Genomic DNA, 20,202 nt, shown 5'->3' on the forward strand with positions numbered 1-20,202 from the left:
TGCGTGAACGGCGGGACCCGCTGCCGGGCCCGCTGCGTGAACGGCGGGACCCGCTGCCGGGCCCGCCGCGTGAGCGGCGAGATCCGCTGCCCAGGCCAGCTGCCTTAGCGGCGAAATCCGCTGCTTGGACCGGCTGCCTGAACGGCGAAATCCGCTGCTCGGACCGGCTGCGTGAGCGGCGAGATCCGCTGCTCGGCTGGCTGTGTGAGCGGCAGGATTCGCTGCTCGGGCCGGCTGTTCGAACTTGTGCGTTCCCCTTTTCCCAGCGTCGCGGGCGTGGTGCCGTCGCGATGCCCTCATGAGTGTTCAGAGGTAGTCATGCGTGTAGTGGTTCGCCGTGCTCTCGGCGCGGCGTTTGTGGGTGTGGTGCTCGGATCCGGGGTGTTCGGAGGGGGTGGTCCGGCTCGGGCGCATTCGGACATCGTGAGTAGTAGTCCGGCGGCGGGGAGCACGGTCGTGGTGCCGCCGCGGGAGATCTCGCTGACGTTCGCGGGCGAGATCCGCGGCGGGTTCAGCACCGTGGTGGTGACCGGTCCGGAGGGGACCGCGTACGGCGACGGGAAGCCGCGTGCTGCCGGGCGGGTGCTGCGTCAAGCCGTGCGACCGCTGGTCGGGGGCCGGTACACGGTGGCGTGGCGGATCGTGTCCAGCGATGGCCACCCGCTGCAGGGTGTCTTCACGTTCACCGCCGATCCGACTCGGACCGGAGCGTCCCCGGGCGGTTCCCGGCCCACGGGCGTGACTTCGGCGCCGCAGTCGTCCTCGGCACCAGGCTCCTCCCCCGCACCAGGCTCGTCCTCCGCGCCGGACTCCGCGCCGGGCTCCGACTCGGACTCGGGCTCGGGCTCGGGCTCGGGCTCGGGCTCGGGCTCGACGCCGGGCGCAGTCTCGGGCTCGGACTCCGCGCAGGGCTCGGACTTGGCGCCGGGCCCGGACTCGGACTCCGGGTCGGGCTCGGGCTCGGACTCCGGGTCGGGCTCGGGCTCGGACTCCGGGTCGGGCTCGGGCTCGGACTCCGGGTCGGGCTCGGACTCGGGGTCGGCTGGGGCTGTTGATGGCTCGAGCGGGAACGGTGATGCCTCGGTCGGTGGGGACGGGGCGTTCCTCTGGGCCGCGGGGGTGGGGATGTTCGTCGTCGTCGCCGGGCTCGTGGCTCTGGGGCGGAGGCGTCGTTTCCGCGACGGCGAGGTCTCGCGATGACGGCGACCGCAGCGGCGCGCGGGCGCTCGCGGCGACGGGCGATGACGATCGGGCTCGCGGCGGGGGCGGCGGTCACCGGGTCGGGGGTGCTCGCCGGCGCGCTGCGGTTCGGCCAGGCGCTGGAGGCGGCGATCCCCGGTCTGCCGACACCGGGCGCGTTCACCTCGTGGGGGCTGCCGCTCGCCACCGGTCTCGCGACCGCCGCCGGGACCGTCGCGGTCGGCACCGCGTTCGTCGGAGCCTTCCTCGTCCCTGGTGCCCCACCCGCCACCGGCGCCACTTCCGCGCCGGGCACCGCCCCCGACTCCCCCGACGAGCCCGACGCCCGAACCCCCGCCGAAACCACGGCCGGGAGCGCGGCCAAAAGCGCGGCCAAGAACGCGACGAGGATAAGCACCGGCGACACAACCGGTTATGGCACCGGGAACGCAACCGGGAGTAGCGCCGAGAAAAGCACCGGAAGCGCCGCCGGGAAAAGCACCGGAAGCGCGGCCGGGAGAAGCACCAAAAACGCCGCCGAGAAAAGCACCGGAAGCGCGGCCGGGAGAAGCGTCGAAGGTGCGACCGGTAGAAGCACCGAGAACGCGGCCGGAGGAGACACCGGGAGCGCGACCGAACGGGCGGCCGGGAACGGCACCGAGAGTGCGGCCGGGAGAAGCACCGGGAGTGCGACTGGGAATGGTGCCGGGAGTGGGGCCGGCTCGGGGAGCGCGGTCGAGCGTCGGGCCGGGCCCGGGGGGATGATGGGGGCGGCGGGGTACCGGTTGGTGCGGGCCGCGTCCTGGGCGGCGGTGGCGTGGTTCGTCGCGGTCGGCGCGGCGGTTCTGCTCACCACGTCGGACCTGCTCGGCGTTCCCGCCTCCGGTATCGGCGCGACCGAGACGCTCAGTTTCGTCAAGGACGTCTCGCAGGGGCGGGCGCTGGCGGTCCAGGGTGGGCTGGCCCTCGTCGTGGCGGTCGGGGGGCGGCTCGTGCTCTCCCGCAACGGTGCGGCCTGGGTCGCGGTGGCCGCGCTCGCCGGGATCGTGCCGCCGGCGTTCACCGGTCACGCCGCCGGGGCGGGGAACCACGCGGTGGCGGTCACCGGCCTCGCGTTCCACGTCGTCGGCGCGGCACTGTGGACCGGCGGGCTCGTCGCGCTCCTGCTGATCCGCCGCACCGACGTCCTGGCGCCGGCGGCGCGGGCCTACTCGCGGATCGCGCTGTGGTGTTTCGTCGCGGTCGGGCTCTCCGGGGTGCTGAACGCCTGGGTGCGTCTGGGCACGGTGGACGCGCTCCTGCACTCGCGGTACGGCACGCTCGTCGTCGGCAAGGCGGTCGCGCTCGTCGTGCTCGGGGTGGTCGGCGCGCTGCACCGGGCCCGCACGCTGACGCGGCTGCCCACCGCGTTCCGGCGGCTCGCGGCGGGTGAGGTGCTCGTCTTCGCGGCCACGACCGGGCTGGCGGTGGCGCTCTCGCGCAGCCCCACGCCGGTGCCCACCGACCCGGTCGACCCCGACCCGACCACCGACCTCGTCGGCTTCGGGATGCCGCCGGTTCCGACCCTGGGGCGGTTGATCACGCTCTGGTACCCCGACCTGTGGTTCGCCACGATCGTCGTCGTCGGCGCGGGGCTCTACCTGGCCGGTGTGCTCCGGCTACGCCGACGGGGCGTCCGCTGGCCCCGGAACCGCACCGCTTTCTGGCTGGGCGGGCTGCTCCTGCTCGCCGCGGTCACGCTGACCGGCGTCGGCCGGTACAGCTTCGTGCTGTTCAGCGTGCACATGTTCCAGCACATGGTGTTGTCGATGGCGGTGCCGATCCTGCTGGTGCTCGGCGCACCGGCCACGCTCGCGCTGCGGGCGCTCGATGCGCGGAGCCCGCGCGCGTGGCTCCTGGCCGTCCTGCACTCGCAGGCCCTCACGGTGCTGAGCCACCCCGTCGTCGCGACCGGGCTGTTCGTCGGCAGCCTCTACGGTCTGTACTTCTCCGACCTGTTCGAGGACGCCATGCGCTCCCACGAGGGGCACCTGGTCATGCTCACGCACTTCGTGCTCGTCGGGTACCTGTTCTTCTGGGTGGTGATCGGGGTCGATCCGGGGCCGAGGCGGCTGCCGTACCCGGTGCGGATCCCGGTCCATTTCGCGGGCATGGCGATGCACGCGTTCTTCGGTGTCGCGCTGATGCAGGCGGGCACGGTGATCGCCGAGCCGTGGTACGCCGGGCTGCACCGTCCGTGGCTCACCGATCTGCTGGCCGACCAGAACCTCGCCGCCGGCATCACCTGGGCGTTCGGCGAGCTCCCGTCGGCGGCGGTGCTCGCGGCGCTGTTCTGGCAGTGGGTGCGCGCCGACGAACGCGAACAACGCCGCGTCGACCGTGGGCCGGCCGACCGGGACCTCGCCGAGTACAACGCGGCGCTGCGGGCGCTGCACCGGGCCGATCCGCCGTGACGCTCAGAGTGAGCCGGCCGCCAGCAGGATCGTGAGGTCCTGGACCACCTCGTCGCAGGACTGGTCCGAGGCGGTCGCGAGCAGCGCGACCGCCAGGTCGGCGAGGACGAAGAACGCGCCGGCCTTCGCGGCGTCGTCGGGGAACGACGCCAGCAGCGCCTCCGCGCCGGTGTCGTCCCCGCGGCGGCGCGCGGCGATCACCCCGGCGGCGCGCTGGGCCGCGTCGGTCGCCGCGCGCACCGCCGCACCCGGCTCGGCGGTCACGGCGCGACCGCCGCCGCGTACCGGGACGCCACGTCGGCCCAGTTGACCAGCGACCACAGCTTCTGCACGTAGTCCGGCCGGACGTTGCGGTACTGCAGGTAGTAGGCGTGCTCCCAGGCGTCGAAGACCAGCAGCGGGGTGGTGTTGAGCCCGACGTTGCCGTGGTGGTCGTAGACCTGGTGGATCAGCAGCGTGCCGCTGACCGGCTCGTGTGCGAGCACACCCCAGCCGGAGCCCTGCACGCTCGTCGTGGCCACGGTGAGCTGCTTCTGGAAGGCCTCGAACGAGCCGAAGTGCTCGGTGATCGCGTCACCGAGGACCCCGTCGGGACGGTCGCCGCCGTCGGGCGTGAGGTTCTGCCAGAACTGGGTGTGCAGCACGTGCCCGGAGAGGTTGAACGCGAGCGTCTTCTCCAGCCCGACCAGCCCGGTCGGGGTGAAGCCGTCCTTCGCGCGCACCTCCGCGAGCTGCTCCACGGTGTCGTTGGCGCCCTTCACGTAGGCGGCGTGGTGTTTGGCGTGGTGCAGCTCGAGGATCTCGCCGGTGATCGCGGGCTCGAGCGCCGCGTAGTCGTACGGCAGGTCCGGCAGCGAGTACGTGGCCATGGGAGCGGGCCTCCGGGTCGCGGGGCGGTGGACGGCACCGAGCGTCCTCCGTCTAGAGTCTTAATGCAAGTAGCTTGCAAGAGCACAATGACTGCACCAAGGAGGACCGTGGGGCCCGTCGACGCGCTCGGGTTAGCCGCCCGGCGGCGGCGCACGCTGGGATGGCTCACCGCGCTGACGCTCGGCCTGCTCGCCACCGTGGTCGCCGGGCTCGGCTCCGGCGCGGTCGGGGTCAGCCCGGCCACGGTCGCCGCGATCCTCGGCCACCACCTGGCCGGCTGGCCCGGCGACGCCACCTGGGACCTCGCCGAGGACGCGATCGTCTGGGACGTCCGCGCGCCCCGGGTGGTGCTCGGCGCGCTGGTCGGCGCGGGGCTGGCGGTCTGCGGGGTCGCGCTGCAGGCGATGGTGCGCAACGTCCTGGCCGACCCGTACCTGCTCGGCATCAACTCGGGCGCGTCCAGCGGCGCCGCGGCGGCGATCCTGTTCGGTTTCGGCGCCGGGTTCGGTGAGCACGCGCTGCCGTTCAGCGCGTTCCTCGGTGCGCTCGCCGCGTCGTTCGGCGTGTTCCTGCTGGCCCGCAGCGGCGGCCGCGTCACGTCGCTGCGGTTGCTGCTCGCGGGCGTCGCGGTCGGCTACGCGCTCTACGCCGCCACCAGCTTCCTGATCTTCGCGTCCGGCTCCGCCGAGGGCGCCCGCTCGGTGATGTTCTGGCTGCTCGGCTCGCTCGGCCTGGCCCAGTGGAACGCACCGCTGGCGGTGGTGGCGGTCGTCGTCACGCTGACGACGGCGCTGCTGACGATCTGGGGACGGCGGACGGACTCGCTGGCCATCGGCGACGAGACCGCGCACACGCTCGGCGCATCCCCCGAACGGTTCCGCGTCCGGCTCCTGGTCGTCGTCGCGCTGTGCATCGGCGTGCTGGTGTCCGCGTCGGGCTCGATCGGGTTCGTCGGCCTGGTCGTGCCGCACCTGGCGCGGCGGCTGGTGGGGGCCACCCACGTCCGGGTCGTCCCGGTCGCCGCGCTGCTCGGCGCGCTCCTGCTGATCTGGGCCGACGTGATCGCGCGGACGCTGCTCCAGCCGCAGGAGATCCCGATCGGGATCATCACGTCCCTGCTCGGCGCCCCCTTCCTGCTCGTGCTGATCCGCCGTTTCCACGCCTCGTGAGGATTCCCGTGCGCAGACTCGCCCTGGCCACCGTCGTTCTCCTGGTCACCGCCGCCTGCGGCAGCGGCAGCGGGACCACCTCGACCGGCTCCGGCGGCGCCTACCCGGTCACGATCTCCAACTGCGGCACCGACGTGACGTTCGACGCCGAGCCCGAACGCGTCGTGCTGCTCAAGAGCGCCGCCGTGCCGTTCCTGCACGAACTCGGCGTCCTGGACCGCGTCACCGCCCGCGCCGGCCAGTACCCGAAGGCCTACTACGACGCCGGGACGCTCGCCGAGCTCGACCGGATCCCGCTGCTCACCGACAAGACCGACACCAGCGGCCACCTGCAGATCTCCCCGGAGGTGGTGATCGCGCAGAAGCCCGACCTGGTGCTGGGCCAGGTCGACAACCTCTCCCGCGAGACGCTGTCGGCCGTCGACATCCCGCTGATCGAGGAACCGGCGCTCTGCGAGACGACGACGACCGCGCCGACGTTCGACGACGTCTACCGGCAGCTGGAGAACTACGGCAAGGTCTTCGACGAGCCGTCCGCGGACGCCGTCGCCGCGCTGCGGAAACGCACCGCGGCGGCTACGGCGAAGCAGCCGGGCGGACGCACGGCCGCGGTGCTCTACCCCACCGTCGGCGGCGGCACGACCTACGCCTACGGCACGCTGAGCATGGCCGACCCGCAGCTGACCGCGGCCGGGTTCACGAACGTCTTCGGCGACGTCGACGAACGTGTCTTCGAGGTGACCCGCGAGGAACTGCTCGGCCGCGACCCCGACGTGCTGATCCTGCTCCACAGCGACGGCGACCCGAAGGCCGTCGAGCAGGCGGTCACCGGCGCACCGGGCGCGGAGCGGCTCACCGCCGTCCGTGACGGCGCCGTGCTGACGCAGCTGTTCAACTTCACCGAACCGCCGTCGCCGCTGTCGATCACCGGCCTGGAGATGATCCGGAAGCACTTCGGATGATCACCGCCGACGGGGTGTCCTGGTCGTACGGTGCGAAGCTCGTCCTCGACGGCGTCGACGTGAACGCCGCCGGGAACCGGGTGCTCGGGCTGATCGGCCCGAACGGCAGCGGCAAGACGACGCTGCTGCGCCTGCTCTACGGCGCGCTACGCAGCCCTACCGGGCAGGTGAGCGTCGACGGCGACGCGCTGGACCGCCTCCCGGGTCGGGAGACCGCGCGCCGGCTCGCGGTCGTGGTGCAGGAGACCGGCGGCGAGACGTCGCTGACCGTCGGCGAGATGGTGCTGCTCGGCCGGGGCCCGCACCTCTCGACGTTCCAGCGCACGAGCGCCGCCGACCACACGATCGCCGCCCGCGCGCTGGAACGCGTCGGCGCCGCCCACCTGGGCGGGCGGCCGTTCGCCGAGCTCTCCGGCGGCGAACGCCAGCGGGTGCTGATCGCCAGGGCGCTCACCCAGCAGGCCACGCACCTGCTGCTCGACGAGCCGACGAACCACCTCGACATCCGCTACCAGCACGAGGTGCTGCGGCTGGTGCGCACGCTCGAGACCTGCTCGGTCGTCGTGCTGCACGACCTGAACCTGGCCGCCCGCTACTGCGACGACCTGGTGCTGCTCTCCGACGGCGGCGTCGTGGCCGCCGGCCCGACCGGCGAGGTGCTCGACCCGGCCGTGCTGGAGCCGGTCTACGGCATCGGCATCCACCGGATCGACCTCGACGGCCACCTGCACCTGCTGTTCCGACCCGAGGAGGCGATCGTGTGAACGTCCAGGACCGCATCAACGAGTACTGGACCGGGCGGGCCCCGTCCTACGACGACTACCAACAGCAACCCGCTCGTCTCGACGCCGACCGCGCGGCCTGGGGCGCGATCTGGGCCGCCGCCCTCCCGGCCGCGCCCGCCGACGTGCTCGACGTCGGCACCGGCAGCGGGCAGGTCGCGCACACGATCGCCCGGCTCGGCCACCGGGTCACCGGCATCGACCTCGCCGAGGGCATGCTGGAGCGGGCCCGCGCCCACGGCGGCGACGCCACGTTCCGCTCCGGCGACGCGGTCGAGCCGCCGTTCCGACCGGCCCGCTTCGACGCGGTCGTCAGCCGCTACGTCATGTGGACGCTCCGCGAGCCGGCCCGCGCGGTCGCGAACTGGATCCGGCTGCTGCGTCCCGGCGGGACGATCGCCGTCGTCGACAGCACCTGGTTCCCGGACGGCCTCGACGCCTCCGGCGGGGACTTCAGCCGCTGGTACGACGCGTCCGTGCGGGCCGCCCTGCCGCTGGCCGCGGCCCCCTCGATCCAGCCCACCGCCGACGTGTTCACCGCCGCCGGGCTCACCGACGTGCGGGTCACGCCGCTGACCACGATCCTCGAGCTCGACCGGACGTTCGGCGTCGCCCCGGGCCACGAGGTGCAGATGCAGTACCTGATCCGAGGAGCCGTCCGGTGAACGACCTCGCCGACCTCGTCCGCCGCTGGGACGACCAGCAGGCCGCCTACGTCGCCGGGCGCGAGCAGCGTTTCACCGCGATGCTCGACGTCCTCGAACTCACGGTCGGGGCCGACCGCACGATCGTCGACCTGGGCTGCGGGCCCGGTTCGCTGAGCCGGCGCATCCTCGACCGTTTCCCGGGCGCGCGGGTGGTGGCGATCGACTACGACCCGGTGCTGCTCACGCTGGCCCGGGAGACGCTCGGCGGGCGGGCGACGGTCCTCGACGCCGACCTCACCGACCCCGGCTGGGCGTCGTTCGACGGCGAGGTCGCGGCGATGGTGTCGACCACCGCGCTGCACTGGCTGCGGCCCGACCAGCTGATCCGGCTCTACACCCAGGTACACGAGCGCCTCTCCCCCGGCGGGGTGCTGCTCGACGGCGACCACTTCCGCTTCGACGCCCGCGACGCCGCGCTGCGCCGGATCGCCGCCGACCACGACGACACGACGCAACGGGCGGCGTTCGCGGCCGGCGCCGAGGACTGGACGGCCTGGTGGACCGCCGCGAGCACCCATCCCACGCTGGCCCCGCACGTCCCCGCCCGCGAGCGGCGTTACGCGCAGCGCGTCAGCGCACCCGAGACCACCGTCGAGTTCCGTCTCGCCGCCCTCCGCCAGTCCGGCTTCGCCGCGGCCGGCCCGGTCTGGCAGTTCCTCGACGACTACGTGGTCTGGGCCCAGAAGCAGGGAGAGACCGGGCCTTAGCGCAACACGCAGTCGCCGCACACCGGGCGGGGCGGACCGGGGTCGAGCCGGTAGATCAGGCAGCAGCTGTTCCGGCGGAAACCGGCACCGACGTCCGGCGCGGCGATGCTCCACGGTGGACGCCGGAGCAGCGCGTCGGCTAACCGCGCTGCCCGGCCGGCCAGCGCGGGCCGGGCCGCGGCGAGCATCGTCACCGAGCTGTTCAGCGCCGAGGCGCTGTTGTCACGCAGGATCGCGGGCGCGACCGGGTTCGTCCCGGCCGCCGCCTCGGTCAACCCGGCGACGAGCGGCACCACGGAGTCGGCGAAGGCGTCGACGAGGGAGCCGGGAGCGACCGGCGTCACCGGCGACCCGAACGACACCGGCACCATCCCGCCGGGCACCGGCCGCCACCAGACGTCCGGCGGCGGAACCGCGGAGGACACCACGGCCAGCGCGAACGCCGGTGCGAGCACCCGCGCCACCACGCCCAGGTGCGCGGTCGCGAACGCCACCCGCTCCTCGACCGGCCGGCCGGCCATCCCTTCCAGCGCCCGCCGGACGGCCGCGGTCCGCGCCCGCCACGCGTCCCCCGACGCGTCGAGCAGCGTCGACACCGGCTGCCACGGCGCCGGCGGCGGAGCGCCGGCGGCATGGGTGTGGACCGCGAAAGCGGGCCCGAGCTCGTCGAGCCCGGACCCGCGGTCGCGGTCGGTCACCGTCAGGCGGGCACCGCGTCGCCGGCCGTGGCCGGCGCCGGTTCGCCGAGCAGCACCCGCTCGGCCAGCGGCCCGAAGACCAGGCCGAACGTGCCCCAGAGGAGGGCCTGCGCGCCCACCGAGTAGAGGCGGAAGGACGCCAGCACGTCGGCGGGGAACGCCGGGTAGACGATCCGACCGCCCGGGTCACGCAGCGGTTCGGGCATCTCGGCGATCGTCGGGAGCAGCAGCAGCACCACCGTCACCGCCACCACGTACACGCCGCCGGCGAGCAGGGTCGCGTTCCAGTTGCCGAACCGGGCCGCCAGCCGCTGCCCGAGCCAGACCGACGCACCGAGGATCACCAGCGACGCCAGCACCAGCGCGAGGTACAGCCCGCCGCGTGTTCCGATCGTGTCGTCGTCGCCGACCGCGGGCGGGTTGGCCGGGTACTTCAGCCACGGCACCAGGAACAGCCCGAGGAACGCGCCCCCGGCGACCAGCAGCGCGAGCACCCGCGGCCGGACGGTGCCGACCCGGCCCAGACAGATCAGGTAGATCACGGTGGCCAGCAGCCCCATCGCGACCCCGAACACGATGATGCCGGTGCCGATGCCGACGTTCGCCTGGATCGTGCGGCTGAACACCTCGGCCTCGGCGGCCGGGACGGGAAGGCCCGCCGCCTTGTCGAGGGCCTCCTGGGCGGCGCCCCGGCCCTCCTCGTAGTCGATCGCCTTCTGGATCTGCGGTTCGGCGAAGATGCGCGCGAACAGGAACGCCAGCAGGCCACCGGCCCCGCCGGCGAGTGCGCCGCGGAGCAGGAGCTTGAGTTCCATCAGTGGCAGGGGAAGCCGAGGAAGTGACGCGCGTCGTGGATGTACTCGTGGACGTGCACGTCGTTGCCGAACACCGAGGTGGCGCCCTGGTCGACGCCGATGAAGTAGTACGCGAGCAGCGCCAGCAGCACGGCCGCACCGAGGTAGACGGCACCCCGCGAGCCGGAGATCACCACCGGGGTAGCGGCGGAACGAACGGACGGACTAGTCACGTAGAGCCTCCTCCGGGGATCGTGCGTCCCCTGTTGCAACGGGCTCGTGACGGCACCAGTATCTGACTCCCCGGCCCGGGACCGGATCACAGTGGCGCGACCGTGCTGGACTTCCACCAGCTTCCTCGCGCCGCCACGCTCTGAGAACCGTAGGACCGCGTGGGCCCGCGGTCAACGTGAGCTAGCGCTCCTTGCGACGGATGAGGTAGGTGTCCATGATCCACCCCTTTTGTGCACGCAACTCCGCGCGGGTCGCGGCCACCCGGTCGGCGACGTCGTCCAGCGGCCCCGCGATCAGCACCTCGTCGGGGGCACCGAGGTAGGCGCCCCAGTAGAGCTCGGCGTCCTCTCCGGTGAACCGGCGGAACGCGAGGCTCGCGTCGAGCATCACGACCAGGTCGGCGTCGCCGTCGTGGTGGCCGTTCGCCACCCGGCGACCGGTGGTGACGACCACCGCACCGGCCGTGCGGGTCAGCGTGATCCGGTGCCGCGCGGCCAGCACCTGCACGCTGCTGATGCCCGGGAGCACGTCGTAGCCGCACGCGACCTGCCCGCGGCCGACGATCGTGTCGAGCATCCGGATCGTGCCGTCGTAGAGGGCCGGGTCGCCCCAGACCAGGATCCCGGCGGTGCCGTCCGCGGCCACCTCGGTGCGCAGCGCGTGCTCCACGGCCGCCGACCGCGCGTCACGCCAGGCCTCGACCGCCCCCGCGTAGTCCTCCGCGGTGCGGTCCCGGGGCGGGTCGGCGATCGTCACGACCCGGTAGCCGCCGGTTCCGCGGAACCGCTCCAGGATCGCCTGCCGGGCGGCGGTCAGCTCCGCGGTCGTCTCCCCCTTGTCCAGGACGAGGAACACGTCGACGCCGCGCAGCGCGTCGACCGCTTCGACGGTGAGCAGGCCGGGGTCGCCCGCGCCGATACCGATGACCCGAATGTGTCGCACCCGCGGAGCCTAACCAGGCTGTTCGTCCACCGCGCAGGTACGGGTCCTGCGCCGGGCCAGACCACCGAGCAGCGCCGCGGTCAGCCCGAGGACCAGCGCCACGAACCCGCCGACGATGCCGCTGCCGCTGCCGGGACCGCCGTCCGCGGTGGCGACGACAAACGCGCCGGCCAGGGCACCGGCACCGCCGGTGGCCAGCGCCGCGGCCGACGCCCGCCGCCCGGCCCTGGCCAGCGCGACGCCGCCGAGGACGACCCCGGCCAGCGCGATCACGGCCGCGGTGCTGGCGACGAGCCGCCCGGTGGTGAGGCTGTACACCGTGGACTCCAGAACCATGGGAACTCCTCCGTCGTTGGTGACCTGATCGTGTCCCGCCGGCGGCCGGTCGCGCGTCGTGCGGACGCGGGCGCTTCGCGCTGCTGCGAACGTGGTAGCCGGGTCCTCCTCGCGCAGGACCCGCGCGGCCGGGGAGCCGGTTTACAGTGCCCGCATGGGCCGTGTCCGGGACGCCGCGATCGCCCTCGGGCTCGCGGCCGTCCTGGTTCTCGCCGGGCTCTCCGAGGGCACCGGGGCGTCGATCGGGTACGTGTTCCTGGCCGGGGGCGGGCTGGTGCTGGCGGCACGCGGCCGGGCGCCCGTCGTCGTGCTCGTCGTCGCCGGGCTGTGCGCGATCGGCCACCGCGCGGCCGGGTTCGACGTGCTCGCGGTCGGCTACCTGGTGGCGGTGTACGGGGCAGTGCGGGCCGGGCACCGCCGGGTCACCGCCGGGGTGAGCCTCCTCGTGCTCGTCGCGCTGCCGGTGGCCACGTCGCTCTCCGGGGTGCACGGCGCCGGAGCGGCGCTGACGCAGGCCCGGGGGGTGCTCGAGCTGGCCTGGCTGATCGCGGCCGGAGCGGCCGGGGAAGCGCTGCGCCAGGCCGAGCGGCGGGCCGACGAGGCCGAGCGCACCCGCGAGGAGATCGCCCGGCGCCGGGCCGACGAGGAGCGGCTGCACATCGCGCGCGAGCTGCACGACTCGCTGACCCACCAGATCTCGGTGATCACCGTGCAGTCCGAGGCCGCCGTCCACCTCGCGAAGAAGCGCGGCGAGCCGGTGCCGGCACCGATGCTGGCGATCCGGGACGCCGGCCGCGAGGCCTCCCGCGAACTGCGCGCGACGCTGGAGGCGCTGCGTGACGACGCGCGCACCCCGCCGCGCGGGATCGACGACATCCCGGACCTGGTGCGCCAGGTCACGGTCGACGCGTCGCTGACCGTGGAGGGCGACCGCGGCGACGTCCCCGCCGCGGTGGACCGCACCGCGTTCCGGATCGTGCAGGAGTCGCTGACCAACGTCGCCCGGCACGCCGGGGCCACGTCGGCGTCGGTCCGGATCGCCTACCGCCCCGAGGTGGTGACGATCCAGGTCGACGACGACGGCCGGGCGCGACCGGCCGCACCGCCGGTGCCGGGGGTCGGCCTGGCCGGCATGCGTGAGCGGGTGACCGCGCTGGGCGGAACACTGCGTGCCGGTGCGCGCGACTCCGGTGGGTTCACCGTCCACGCCGAGCTGCCGCGGTGATCCGGGTCCTGCTCGTCGACGACCAGCCGCTGATCCGCAGCGGGTTCCGGGCGCTGCTCGAGGCCGAGGACGACCTGGAGGTGGTCGGCGAGGCCGGCGACGGGCACGAGGGCGTCGCGCTGGCCCGGCAGCACCGGCCCGACGTCGCGCTCGTCGACGTCCGGATGCCGGTCACCGACGGCATCGAGACGACCAGGCGGATCGCCGGTGACCCCGCGCTGGCCGGGGTGCACGTCGTCATCCTCACCAACTACGGCCTCGACGAGTACGTGTTCCACGCGCTGCGGGCGGGGGCCGCCGGTTTCCTGGTGAAGGACATCCAGCCGGAGGACTTCCTGCACGCGGTGCGCGTCGCCGCGCGGGGTGACGCGCTGCTCGCCCCGTCGATCACCCGCCGGCTGATCGACCGGTACGTGACCCGGCCGGTGCGGGTGGACACGACCGCGCTGGCCGGGTTGACGCAGCGCGAGCGGGACGCGGTCGCGCTCGTCGCGCAGGGGTACTCGAACGAGCAGATCGCCGGGCTCTGGGTGATCAGCCCGGTGACCGCCAAGACCCACGTGAACCGGGCGATGACCAAGCTTGGCGCCAGGGACCGTGCGCAGCTCGTCGTCCTCGCCTACGAGTCGGGCCTGGTCCGGGGCCCGGACCGCGGCTAACGTCAGCCGCTCGACCTCGGTCGGAGCGTGGTGAGCGCCGCCCACACGGACTTCCCGTCCGGCACCGGGCACACGCCCCAGCCGCTCGCGAACGTGTCGACGAGTCGCAGTCCGCACGGTCCGCGCCCGACCGGGATCGTCGACGGGGTGACCGAGCGGTCGGCCACCGACAGGTGCAGGGAGGAGCCCCGGTAGGCCATCGTGACGAGCATGTCGGTGCGCGCGTGCCGCACCGCGTTGTCGACCAGTTCGGTGACCACCACCGCCGCCGCCTCGCCGACGTGCTCGAGGGACCAGGCCGCGCAGGCCGCCGCCAGCATCCGGCGGGCCTCCGGCGCCGCGTCCGCGGTGGGCCGGAGGTACAGCCGCAGACGGGCGACGTCCGGCATGTGAGCCTCCTCCGACCCGGGCGGCCCGGTGGTACCCCCGCTACGGAGGCGGAACCGCCGGACCGGGTTAGACTTCTGATCGGGTTCGGCCCAGAGCCCGGTCATGCACGCGCGCCCGCCACGGCGCCCTGACCGGAGGTCTCCGTGACCGATTCGTACTTCGCCGAGCCCGACCTCCCTCTCACCGTCACCGTGCGCCGCCACCAGGCCGGTATTCGCCTCGAGCTGACCGGTGAACTCGACCTCCGGACCGAGCCGCTGCTGCTCGGCGCGATCGATTCGCTGCTGCCGCGGCCCGGCGGCCCGGTCATGGTGGACTGCACCGCGTTGCGGTTCATCGACGCGCGCGGGCTCGCGACGCTGCTGCGCGCCCAGGCCACGCTCACCGACGCCGGTTACGGCCTCGCCGTGACCAACCCCTCCGCGGCGCTGCGCCGCATCCTGTCCGCGACCGGTCTGTCCGGCACGCTGCCCGAGCGCTCCCGCCCGAAGCTCGACCGTTAGGCGGTGGCCCGCTCGGCCGCGGCCACCGCGTTGCGGAACAGCATCGCGACGGTCGTCGGTCCGACGCCGCCGACCCGCGGCGTGATGGCCGAGGCCACCTGCTCACACGCTTCGTCGACGTCGGGCAGGAGCCGCCGGCCCGCGTACCGGACCCCGGCGCCGATCACGACCGCGCCCGGGCGCACGTGCTCGGGCCGGACGATGCCCGGCACGCCGGCCGCGGCGACCAGGATCTCCGCGCGGCGGGTGTAGCGCTCCCAGTCCGGGACGCCGGTGTGCACGACGGTGACCGCGGCGTTCGCGGTCGGCCGCTTCTGCGCGAGCAGCATGGCCAGCGGCCGGCCGAGCGTCGCGCCCCGCCCCAGGATCACGACCTCGCGCCCGGACACCGGGATCTCGTAGTGCGCGAGCAGCGCCTCGATACCGGCCGGGGTGCACGGCAGCGGCCCGGGAAGGCCCACCGCGAGCCGCCCCATGTTCGTCGGGTGCATGCCGTCGACGTCCTTGTCGGGCTCGAGGGCCTGCAGGGCGGCGTCGTAGTCGAGGTGGCCCGGGATCGGGTACTGCACGAGCACGCCGTGCACGGTCTCGTCGGTGTTGAACTCGCTGACGACCTCGAGCAGGTCGGCCTGGGTCGCGTCGGCGGGCAGGTGCCGGTGCGGCGAGTCGAAGCCCAGATCGGCGGCCTGCTTCTGCTTGATGCGGATGTAGCCGGCGCTGGCCTCGTCGTCGCCGACCAGGACGGTCGCGAGGCCGGGCCGCACGCCCCGGGCGCGGAGCGCGTCGGCGCGCCGGGCGACGTCGGCGAGTACGGACGCGGCCACCGGGCCGCCGGGCAGGAGTCGAGCCGTCATCGACGCTCCTCGAGGTGCGGAAGCCCAGGCGGTCGACTCCCGCGGAGAGGCTCCCCGATGGTTCGGACCATCCCAGTGCCGCCAGTCGCGTCTACCGGTCAGGATACCGGGGCCGGGACGAGCGCGGCGCGTGCCGTCGCCCGTGCGCCCAGCGCCGCGACGAGCACGACGTTCACGGTGACGGCGAGCCAGCCGACGTTCGCGATGTGCGCCACCGGCCAGCCGAGCGCGGCGACCGCCACCCCGAGCGCGACCCAGGTGTGCTCGCGGCGCAGACCCACCGCGATCAGGAGCAGCGTCAGCGGGAAGCCGAGGCCGAGGACCTTGATCAGCGTCGCGGCGCCGCCGGCGTCGTTGAGGTCGGTGTCGCCCAGCGCGACGTGCAGCGTGTTGAAGCCGTAGCCGATGTTCCCGGCCGCACCGAGCACCCCGACGACCAGCAGTGCGACGGCGAACGCGCCCCGCTGGGTGCCGGCCGCCCAGAACACCACGAGCACGTACCCGGCGGCGCCGAGCACGTGCAGCACGCCCGCGGCCGGGTCGTCCCAGCCGCGGAGCGCGTAGAGCAGGTCGGCGGCGAGGTAGATCAGCGGGGCCACGAGCAGTGACCCGGTCAGCAGGCGGTCGGTGGGTGTCACGGGACGCTCCCTCGGTCGGCGGGTTGCGCTCCACGATCGGGGCTCCGGCGGCCCGGGACATCGGGGCCGGCCCCCGGGGGTCCTAGGGCCAGCCCTGATCCATCCGGCCCCGCGGCTCTGCGACGATGCCGCCATGACCAGCACGGTTCGCGCGGCGGGCACGGGCGTGGCCGCGTTCGTCGTCGCGGGCGCGGGGGCGGGCGTGGCCGCGCTCGTCGTCGCCGGGTTCGTGCTGGGCCCGCACCTGGGCAACCTGCACAACGGTCTGATCGGGGCGTCGTTCGGCGCGGTCGGTCTCTACGTCGTGCACCGCCGGCCGGCGGTCCGCGAGGGCTGGTTGTTCGTCGCGACCGGGGCCGCCCACGCGTGGATGTTCGCCGCGCGGGAGTACGGCCTGCACCCCGGCCCGCTGCCGGGCGCGTCCTGGGTCGGCTGGCTCGGGGTGTGGCCGCTGCCGCTGGTGCTGGTGCTGGTCGGCGTCACGATCATGGGTTTCCCGGACGGGCGGCTGCCGTCGCCGGGATGGCGGCCGGTGGTCGGAGGGCTGGCCGCGGTCGGTCTGGTCCTCTCGGCCGTGTCGGCGTTGTGGCCGGTGGAGTACGCCCGCACCGGGCTGGTCGCCCCGCACCCGCTGCACCTGCCGGGGCGGGCGGACGCGTTCTACGAGATCGCCCGGGGCGTCGGCTACCTGCTGTTCCAGCTGACGTGGGTGGTGTGCGTGGTCGTGCGGCTGCGCCGGGCCCGCGGCGACGAGGCGCGTCAGCTGCGGGTGTTCGTGTTCGCCGCGGTCGGGTCGGGCGCGGCGATGGTGACCGGCCTGCTGATCTGGGGCAGCCCGCTGGCCGGGGTGCTGGCCGTTCCGCTGGTGGCGGTCGCGGCCGGTGCCGCGATCCTCAAGTACCGGCTGTACGACATCGACCCGGTGCTCAACAAGGCGTTCGTGTTCGCGGTGATGGCCGGCCTGGTGACGCTGGGTTACGCGGTGCTGGTGACGAGCATCGGGCAGCTGGTGTCCGGCTACGCCTCGCTGGTGGCGACCGGGGTGGTCGCGGTGGCGTTCGAACCGTTGCGCCGGCGGGTGCAGCGGCTGGCCGACCGGCTGGTGTACGGGCACCGCGCGACCGCGTACGAGGCGCTGGCCCGCCTGTCCGCGCACCTGGCGACGCCGGCCGGCCGGCCGCTGGACGGGATCTGCGCCACGGTCGCCGACGGGGTCGGGGCACGCGAGGTCGTGCTCTGGGCCGGGACCGCCGACGAGCTGCGTGCGGTGTCGGCCTGGCCGGAGAGCGCCCGGCCCGGCGGCGTGTGCGCGCTGGGCGACGTACCGGGGGTGCCGATCGTCCACGACGGGCGGTTGCGTGGGGTGCTCACCGTGGTCAAGGCCGACCCGCTGTCGGCCGCCGAACGTCGCCTGGTGGGTGAGGTCGCGGCCCAGGCCGGTCTGATCCTCGAACTGCAGGGCACCGCGCAGCGCCTGGTGGCCGCCGGGGACGCGGCCCGCCGCCGGTTGGAGCGCGACCTGCACGACGGCGCCCAGCAGCACCTGGTGACCGCGTCGTTCGAGCTGGGGAGCCTGGTGCGGCTGGCCGAGGCGTCCGGCGACGCCGACCTGGCCGCGCGGGCGGAGTCGGCGCGGGCACGGGTGCTCGCCGCGACCGCGGAACTGCGTGAGCTGGCCCGGGGCCTGCACCCGGCGGTGTTGACCGACGACGGGCTCGGCGCGGCCGTGGAGCAGCTCGCCGACCGGTCGGCGATCCCGGTGCGGGTGGCGTTCGACGTGGAGTCCCGGCCGCCCGCCGAGGTCGAGGCGACCGCGTACTTCTTCGTCAGCGAAGGGCTGGCGAACGCGGCGAAACACTCGGGGGCCTCGGTGGTGCGGGTCGGGCTGACCCGGCGCGGCGACCGGCTCGCGATCGACGTGATCGACGACGGGGGCGGCGGCGCCGAGGTCCGCACCGGCAGCGGGCTGGAAGGGCTGGCCGACCGGCTGGCGACACTCGGCGCGCGGCTGGAGGTCGACAGTGGCCCGTCGGGGACCCGGATCGCGACGGTGATCCCGTGCGCGTGATGCTCGCCGACGACTCGGTACTGCTGCGCGAGGGCGTCGCCCGGATCCTCGCCGAGACCGGTTTCGTGGTGACCGGCCAGGCCTCCGACGGCCCGGGGCTGCTGGCGATGGTGCGCCGGGATCCGCCCGACGTCGCGGTGATCGACCTGCGGATGCCGCCGGGCTTCTCGGCCGAGGGCATCGACGCCGCGGCCGCGATCCGGGCCACCGCGCCGGGGGTCGGGCTGCTGATCCTGTCGCAGTACGTCGAGGTGCACCACGCGCTGCGCCTGATGACGCAGTTCGACGGCGGCGTCGGCTATCTGTTGAAGGACCGGGTGTCCGACCTGACGGCGTTCGCCGGTGACGTGCGCCGGATCGGCGGCGGCCAGACCGTGATCGACCCCGAACTCGTGTCCCAGCTGGTACGCCGGCGGCGGGAGCAGGATCCGCTCGAGGAGCTCACCGCTCGGGAACGGTCCGTGCTCGGGTTGATGGCGCAGGGACTGTCGAACGCGGCGGTCGCGGCCGAGCTCCACCTGTCGGTGAAGACCGTGGAGGCACACATCGGGGCGATCTTCGCCAAGCTCGGCCTGGCCCCCGACGACCGCGAGCACCGCCGCGTGCGGGCCGTGCTCACGTTCCTGCGGGCGTGACCGGCGGCGTCCGGTGCACGTTGCCCGGCGCGAAGCCGGCGAACAGGTTGTGCGGGAACATCTGCGGCACCACGACGCTGGCGCGGTCCAGGTCGGCCAGTTGCCACCGAGGTCGAGGTAGCGGTGCAGGATCCGGCCGGCGGTCCCGGCACCGGCGTGCCAGCCGGCGTCGCCGAACGTCATCGTGCCCAGGCCCAGGCGCGCGACGCGCAGCCCGGTGCGGCCAAGGCGCGCGTGCTGGAGCGGATCGACCGCCTGCACGATCATCTCGGGCAGATCCGGGCCAAGATCGACGTGTACTCGTCCGGCCGCACCTGGTCGCCGGTGGGTTGGGGCGGCGGAATCGGGTAACCGGGGGCACCACTACCGAGGGAGCTCCATGGCTGACGACGACGCCCGTACGGTTTCCGAGCTGATCAAGAGCAGCGGCCGGATCGGCATGCTGACGACCACCGCGCCCGACGGGACGCTCACCAGCCGCCCGATGGCGCTGCAGGAGGTCGAGTTCGACGGTGATCTGTGGTTCTTCGCCGAGCGGGTGTCGCGCAAGGTGGCGCACCTGGCCGCCCACCCGGGCGTGAACGTGACCGTGGGGTCGGGCACCACCTGGGTGTCGCTGGCCGGCACCGCGACGCTTGAGGACGACCCGGCGAAGAAGAAGGAACTGTGGAACGCGGGCGTCGAGGCGTGGTTCCCGAACGGGGCCGACGAGCCCGGGGTGGCGCTGATCAAGGTCACCGGCGAGTCGGCCGAGTACTGGGACACCCCGGGCGGCCGGGTCGCGAGCCTGTTGAGCTTCGCCAAGGCCAAGGTCACCGGCAAGCCGTACGAAGGCGGCGAGAACGAGACCGTGCAGTTGTAAATTCCGCCCGCACTGGGTAACGGCATCGGCATGACCGACCTCGGGTTCCTGCTGCTGCCGATCGTCGTCGCCGCCGTGCTGGTGCTGTTCCTGCGGGGACGCAGCCCGGGCCTGCCGGAGGGCACCGACGGCCTCGACCGGGCGGCGAGCTCGGAGGTGCGCCGGTCCGTGCGTGCCGGGACGCCGGTCACCCGCCCCGAGCTCGCCGACGCCGCCGCGTCCCACGCGCTCTACGTGCTCGCGGCGAACGAGCACGCGGTGCGCCGGATGCGCTCGATGCGGTGGATGTTCGGCCTGGTCGGCGCCGGGCTGATCGTCGCCGGGGTGCTCAGTTACCTCGACGACCCGACGCTCCGCAACGCGCTGACGCCGCTGGTGGGGGTGCTCGGGTGCGCGATGCCGTTCGTCAACCCGATGATCAACCGGCGCCGGATCGCCCGCGCCGAGGCCGCCCTGGCCGCCGACCGCGCTCTCGGCGCCCCGTCACACCAGGCGGTGAGCTGACCCGGGCGCACCGCGCTCCGCGCGCGGCTGG

General features: G+C 74.1%; 25 protein-coding genes and 2 riboswitches. Of the genes, 15 read left to right on the forward strand and 10 right to left on the reverse strand.

What is annotated here, in order from left to right; translation table 11 throughout:
• Window positions 1-423: 423 nt before the first annotated feature.
• Window positions 424-1,200 (forward strand): copper resistance CopC family protein, encoded by a 777-nt coding sequence (locus CRYAR_RS43555; protein WP_169745080.1) that lies wholly within the window; start codon window positions 424-426, stop codon window positions 1,198-1,200.
• Complete coding sequence (locus tag CRYAR_RS24085) at window positions 1,197-3,632, forward strand: cytochrome c oxidase assembly protein (protein ID WP_157018020.1); 2,436 nt, start codon at window positions 1,197-1,199, stop codon at window positions 3,630-3,632. Before CRYAR_RS43555 ends, CRYAR_RS24085 begins: the two co-directional genes overlap by 4 nt.
• A 3-nt stretch (window positions 3,633-3,635) precedes the next feature.
• On the opposite strand, the gene CRYAR_RS24090 is transcribed toward CRYAR_RS24085, so the two are convergent.
• Complete coding sequence (locus tag CRYAR_RS24090) at window positions 3,636-3,896, reverse strand: hypothetical protein (RefSeq protein WP_211247611.1); 261 nt, start codon at window positions 3,894-3,896, stop codon at window positions 3,636-3,638.
• Window positions 3,893-4,501 carry a superoxide dismutase gene (locus CRYAR_RS24095; RefSeq protein ID WP_035855392.1) on the reverse strand — a complete coding sequence of 203 codons (609 nt, stop codon included), beginning with the start codon at window positions 4,499-4,501 and terminating at the stop codon, window positions 3,893-3,895. Before CRYAR_RS24095 ends, CRYAR_RS24090 begins: the two co-directional genes overlap by 4 nt.
• A gap of 87 nt (window positions 4,502-4,588) precedes the next feature.
• Here CRYAR_RS24095 and CRYAR_RS24100 point away from each other — a divergent pair, with 87 nt between their 5' ends.
• Genes CRYAR_RS24100 through CRYAR_RS24120 form a run of 5 tightly spaced genes read left to right on the forward strand, consistent with a single transcriptional unit; the run spans window position 4,589 to window position 8,829 of the window.
• Window positions 4,589-5,671, forward strand: coding sequence for a FecCD family ABC transporter permease (locus CRYAR_RS24100; protein ID WP_035855393.1), 1,083 nt, complete (start codon window positions 4,589-4,591; stop codon window positions 5,669-5,671).
• A gap of 8 nt (window positions 5,672-5,679) precedes the next feature.
• On the forward strand, window positions 5,680-6,633 hold the full coding sequence (locus tag CRYAR_RS24105; protein WP_084700894.1) for an ABC transporter substrate-binding protein: 954 nt from the start codon (window positions 5,680-5,682) through the stop codon (window positions 6,631-6,633).
• Window positions 6,630-7,397 carry an ABC transporter ATP-binding protein gene (locus tag CRYAR_RS24110; RefSeq protein ID WP_035855396.1) on the forward strand — a complete coding sequence of 256 codons (768 nt, stop codon included), beginning with the start codon at window positions 6,630-6,632 and terminating at the stop codon, window positions 7,395-7,397. The genes CRYAR_RS24105 and CRYAR_RS24110 overlap by 4 nt, the downstream gene beginning before the upstream one ends.
• Complete coding sequence (locus CRYAR_RS24115) at window positions 7,394-8,080, forward strand: class I SAM-dependent methyltransferase (protein ID WP_035855397.1); 687 nt, start codon at window positions 7,394-7,396, stop codon at window positions 8,078-8,080. The genes CRYAR_RS24110 and CRYAR_RS24115 overlap by 4 nt, the downstream gene beginning before the upstream one ends.
• Complete coding sequence (locus CRYAR_RS24120; RefSeq protein WP_035855398.1) at window positions 8,077-8,829, forward strand: class I SAM-dependent methyltransferase; 753 nt, start codon at window positions 8,077-8,079, stop codon at window positions 8,827-8,829. Before CRYAR_RS24115 ends, CRYAR_RS24120 begins: the two co-directional genes overlap by 4 nt.
• Here CRYAR_RS24120 and CRYAR_RS24125 read toward each other — a convergent pair.
• From CRYAR_RS24125 to CRYAR_RS24145, 5 genes are all read right to left on the reverse strand, one after another.
• On the reverse strand, window positions 8,826-9,527 hold the full coding sequence (locus CRYAR_RS24125; protein ID WP_035855399.1) for a (2Fe-2S)-binding protein: 702 nt from the start codon (window positions 9,525-9,527) through the stop codon (window positions 8,826-8,828). The genes CRYAR_RS24120 and CRYAR_RS24125 overlap by 4 nt on opposite strands.
• Before the next feature lie 2 nt (window positions 9,528-9,529).
• The gene (locus CRYAR_RS24130; RefSeq protein ID WP_035855400.1) at window positions 9,530-10,342 is read right to left on the reverse strand and encodes a CbtA family protein; all 813 of its coding nucleotides are present in this window, start codon (window positions 10,340-10,342) and stop codon (window positions 9,530-9,532) included.
• Entirely contained in the window at window positions 10,342-10,554 is a 213-nt protein-coding gene (locus CRYAR_RS24135) for a CbtB domain-containing protein (protein ID WP_035855401.1), read from the reverse strand. Before CRYAR_RS24135 ends, CRYAR_RS24130 begins: the two co-directional genes overlap by 1 nt.
• A gap of 45 nt (window positions 10,555-10,599) precedes the next feature.
• Window positions 10,600-10,692, reverse strand: a riboswitch (adenosylcobalamin (AdoCbl) riboswitch).
• Window positions 10,693-10,735: 43 nt separating this feature from the next.
• Entirely contained in the window at window positions 10,736-11,497 is a 762-nt protein-coding gene (gene cobF / locus CRYAR_RS24140) for a precorrin-6A synthase (deacetylating) (RefSeq protein WP_035855403.1), read from the reverse strand.
• A gap of 9 nt (window positions 11,498-11,506) precedes the next feature.
• Window positions 11,507-11,833, reverse strand: coding sequence for a DUF6223 family protein (locus CRYAR_RS24145; RefSeq protein WP_035855404.1), 327 nt, complete (start codon window positions 11,831-11,833; stop codon window positions 11,507-11,509).
• Window positions 11,834-11,987: 154 nt separating this feature from the next.
• Between CRYAR_RS24145 and CRYAR_RS24150 the strand changes: the two genes are divergently transcribed.
• Both CRYAR_RS24150 and CRYAR_RS24155 read left to right on the forward strand, forming a co-directional pair.
• The gene (locus CRYAR_RS24150; RefSeq protein ID WP_035855405.1) at window positions 11,988-13,058 is read left to right on the forward strand and encodes a sensor histidine kinase; all 1,071 of its coding nucleotides are present in this window, start codon (window positions 11,988-11,990) and stop codon (window positions 13,056-13,058) included.
• Window positions 13,055-13,717 carry a response regulator gene (locus CRYAR_RS24155; protein WP_035855406.1) on the forward strand — a complete coding sequence of 221 codons (663 nt, stop codon included), beginning with the start codon at window positions 13,055-13,057 and terminating at the stop codon, window positions 13,715-13,717. The genes CRYAR_RS24150 and CRYAR_RS24155 overlap by 4 nt, the downstream gene beginning before the upstream one ends.
• Window positions 13,718-13,719: 2 nt before the next feature.
• On the opposite strand, the gene CRYAR_RS24160 is transcribed toward CRYAR_RS24155, so the two are convergent.
• The gene (locus CRYAR_RS24160) at window positions 13,720-14,106 is read right to left on the reverse strand and encodes an ATP-binding protein (protein ID WP_157018022.1); all 387 of its coding nucleotides are present in this window, start codon (window positions 14,104-14,106) and stop codon (window positions 13,720-13,722) included.
• A gap of 144 nt (window positions 14,107-14,250) precedes the next feature.
• On the opposite strand from CRYAR_RS24160, the gene CRYAR_RS43560 reads away from it, so the two are divergent.
• Complete coding sequence (locus CRYAR_RS43560; RefSeq protein ID WP_051570885.1) at window positions 14,251-14,610, forward strand: STAS domain-containing protein; 360 nt, start codon at window positions 14,251-14,253, stop codon at window positions 14,608-14,610.
• On the opposite strand, the gene CRYAR_RS24170 is transcribed toward CRYAR_RS43560, so the two are convergent.
• Both CRYAR_RS24170 and CRYAR_RS24175 read right to left on the reverse strand, forming a co-directional pair.
• Window positions 14,607-15,464, reverse strand: coding sequence for a bifunctional 5,10-methylenetetrahydrofolate dehydrogenase/5,10-methenyltetrahydrofolate cyclohydrolase (locus CRYAR_RS24170; protein WP_035855407.1), 858 nt, complete (start codon window positions 15,462-15,464; stop codon window positions 14,607-14,609). The two genes, CRYAR_RS43560 and CRYAR_RS24170, sit on opposite strands and share 4 nt — an antisense overlap.
• A 15-nt stretch (window positions 15,465-15,479) precedes the next feature.
• Window positions 15,480-15,563: riboswitch (ZMP/ZTP riboswitch) on the reverse strand.
• On the reverse strand, window positions 15,563-16,102 hold the full coding sequence (locus CRYAR_RS24175) for a hypothetical protein (RefSeq protein WP_035855408.1): 540 nt from the start codon (window positions 16,100-16,102) through the stop codon (window positions 15,563-15,565). It overlaps the preceding riboswitch by 1 nt.
• Before the next feature lie 133 nt (window positions 16,103-16,235).
• Between CRYAR_RS24175 and CRYAR_RS24180 the strand changes: the two genes are divergently transcribed.
• The 5 genes from CRYAR_RS24180 (at window position 16,236) to CRYAR_RS24200 (ending at window position 20,171) form a co-directional block, all read left to right on the forward strand.
• Window positions 16,236-18,170: a sensor histidine kinase gene (locus tag CRYAR_RS24180; protein WP_035855409.1), complete on the forward strand. Its 1,935-nt coding sequence runs from the start codon at window positions 16,236-16,238 to the stop codon at window positions 18,168-18,170.
• Window positions 18,170-18,805, forward strand: coding sequence for a response regulator transcription factor (locus CRYAR_RS24185; protein ID WP_245620717.1), 636 nt, complete (start codon window positions 18,170-18,172; stop codon window positions 18,803-18,805). The genes CRYAR_RS24180 and CRYAR_RS24185 overlap by 1 nt, the downstream gene beginning before the upstream one ends.
• Before the next feature lie 123 nt (window positions 18,806-18,928).
• The gene (locus CRYAR_RS24190) at window positions 18,929-19,156 is read left to right on the forward strand and encodes a hypothetical protein (protein ID WP_035855412.1); all 228 of its coding nucleotides are present in this window, start codon (window positions 18,929-18,931) and stop codon (window positions 19,154-19,156) included.
• Window positions 19,157-19,184: 28 nt separating this feature from the next.
• Complete coding sequence (locus tag CRYAR_RS24195; RefSeq protein ID WP_035855413.1) at window positions 19,185-19,667, forward strand: pyridoxamine 5'-phosphate oxidase family protein; 483 nt, start codon at window positions 19,185-19,187, stop codon at window positions 19,665-19,667.
• A 30-nt stretch (window positions 19,668-19,697) separates the two neighbouring features.
• Window positions 19,698-20,171 carry a hypothetical protein gene (locus CRYAR_RS24200; protein ID WP_035855414.1) on the forward strand — a complete coding sequence of 158 codons (474 nt, stop codon included), beginning with the start codon at window positions 19,698-19,700 and terminating at the stop codon, window positions 20,169-20,171.
• Window positions 20,172-20,202: the final 31 nt, after the last annotated feature.

It is taken from the genome of Cryptosporangium arvum DSM 44712, from assembly GCF_000585375.1.
GTDB classification, from domain to species: Bacteria; Actinomycetota; Actinomycetes; order Mycobacteriales; family Cryptosporangiaceae; genus Cryptosporangium; species Cryptosporangium arvum.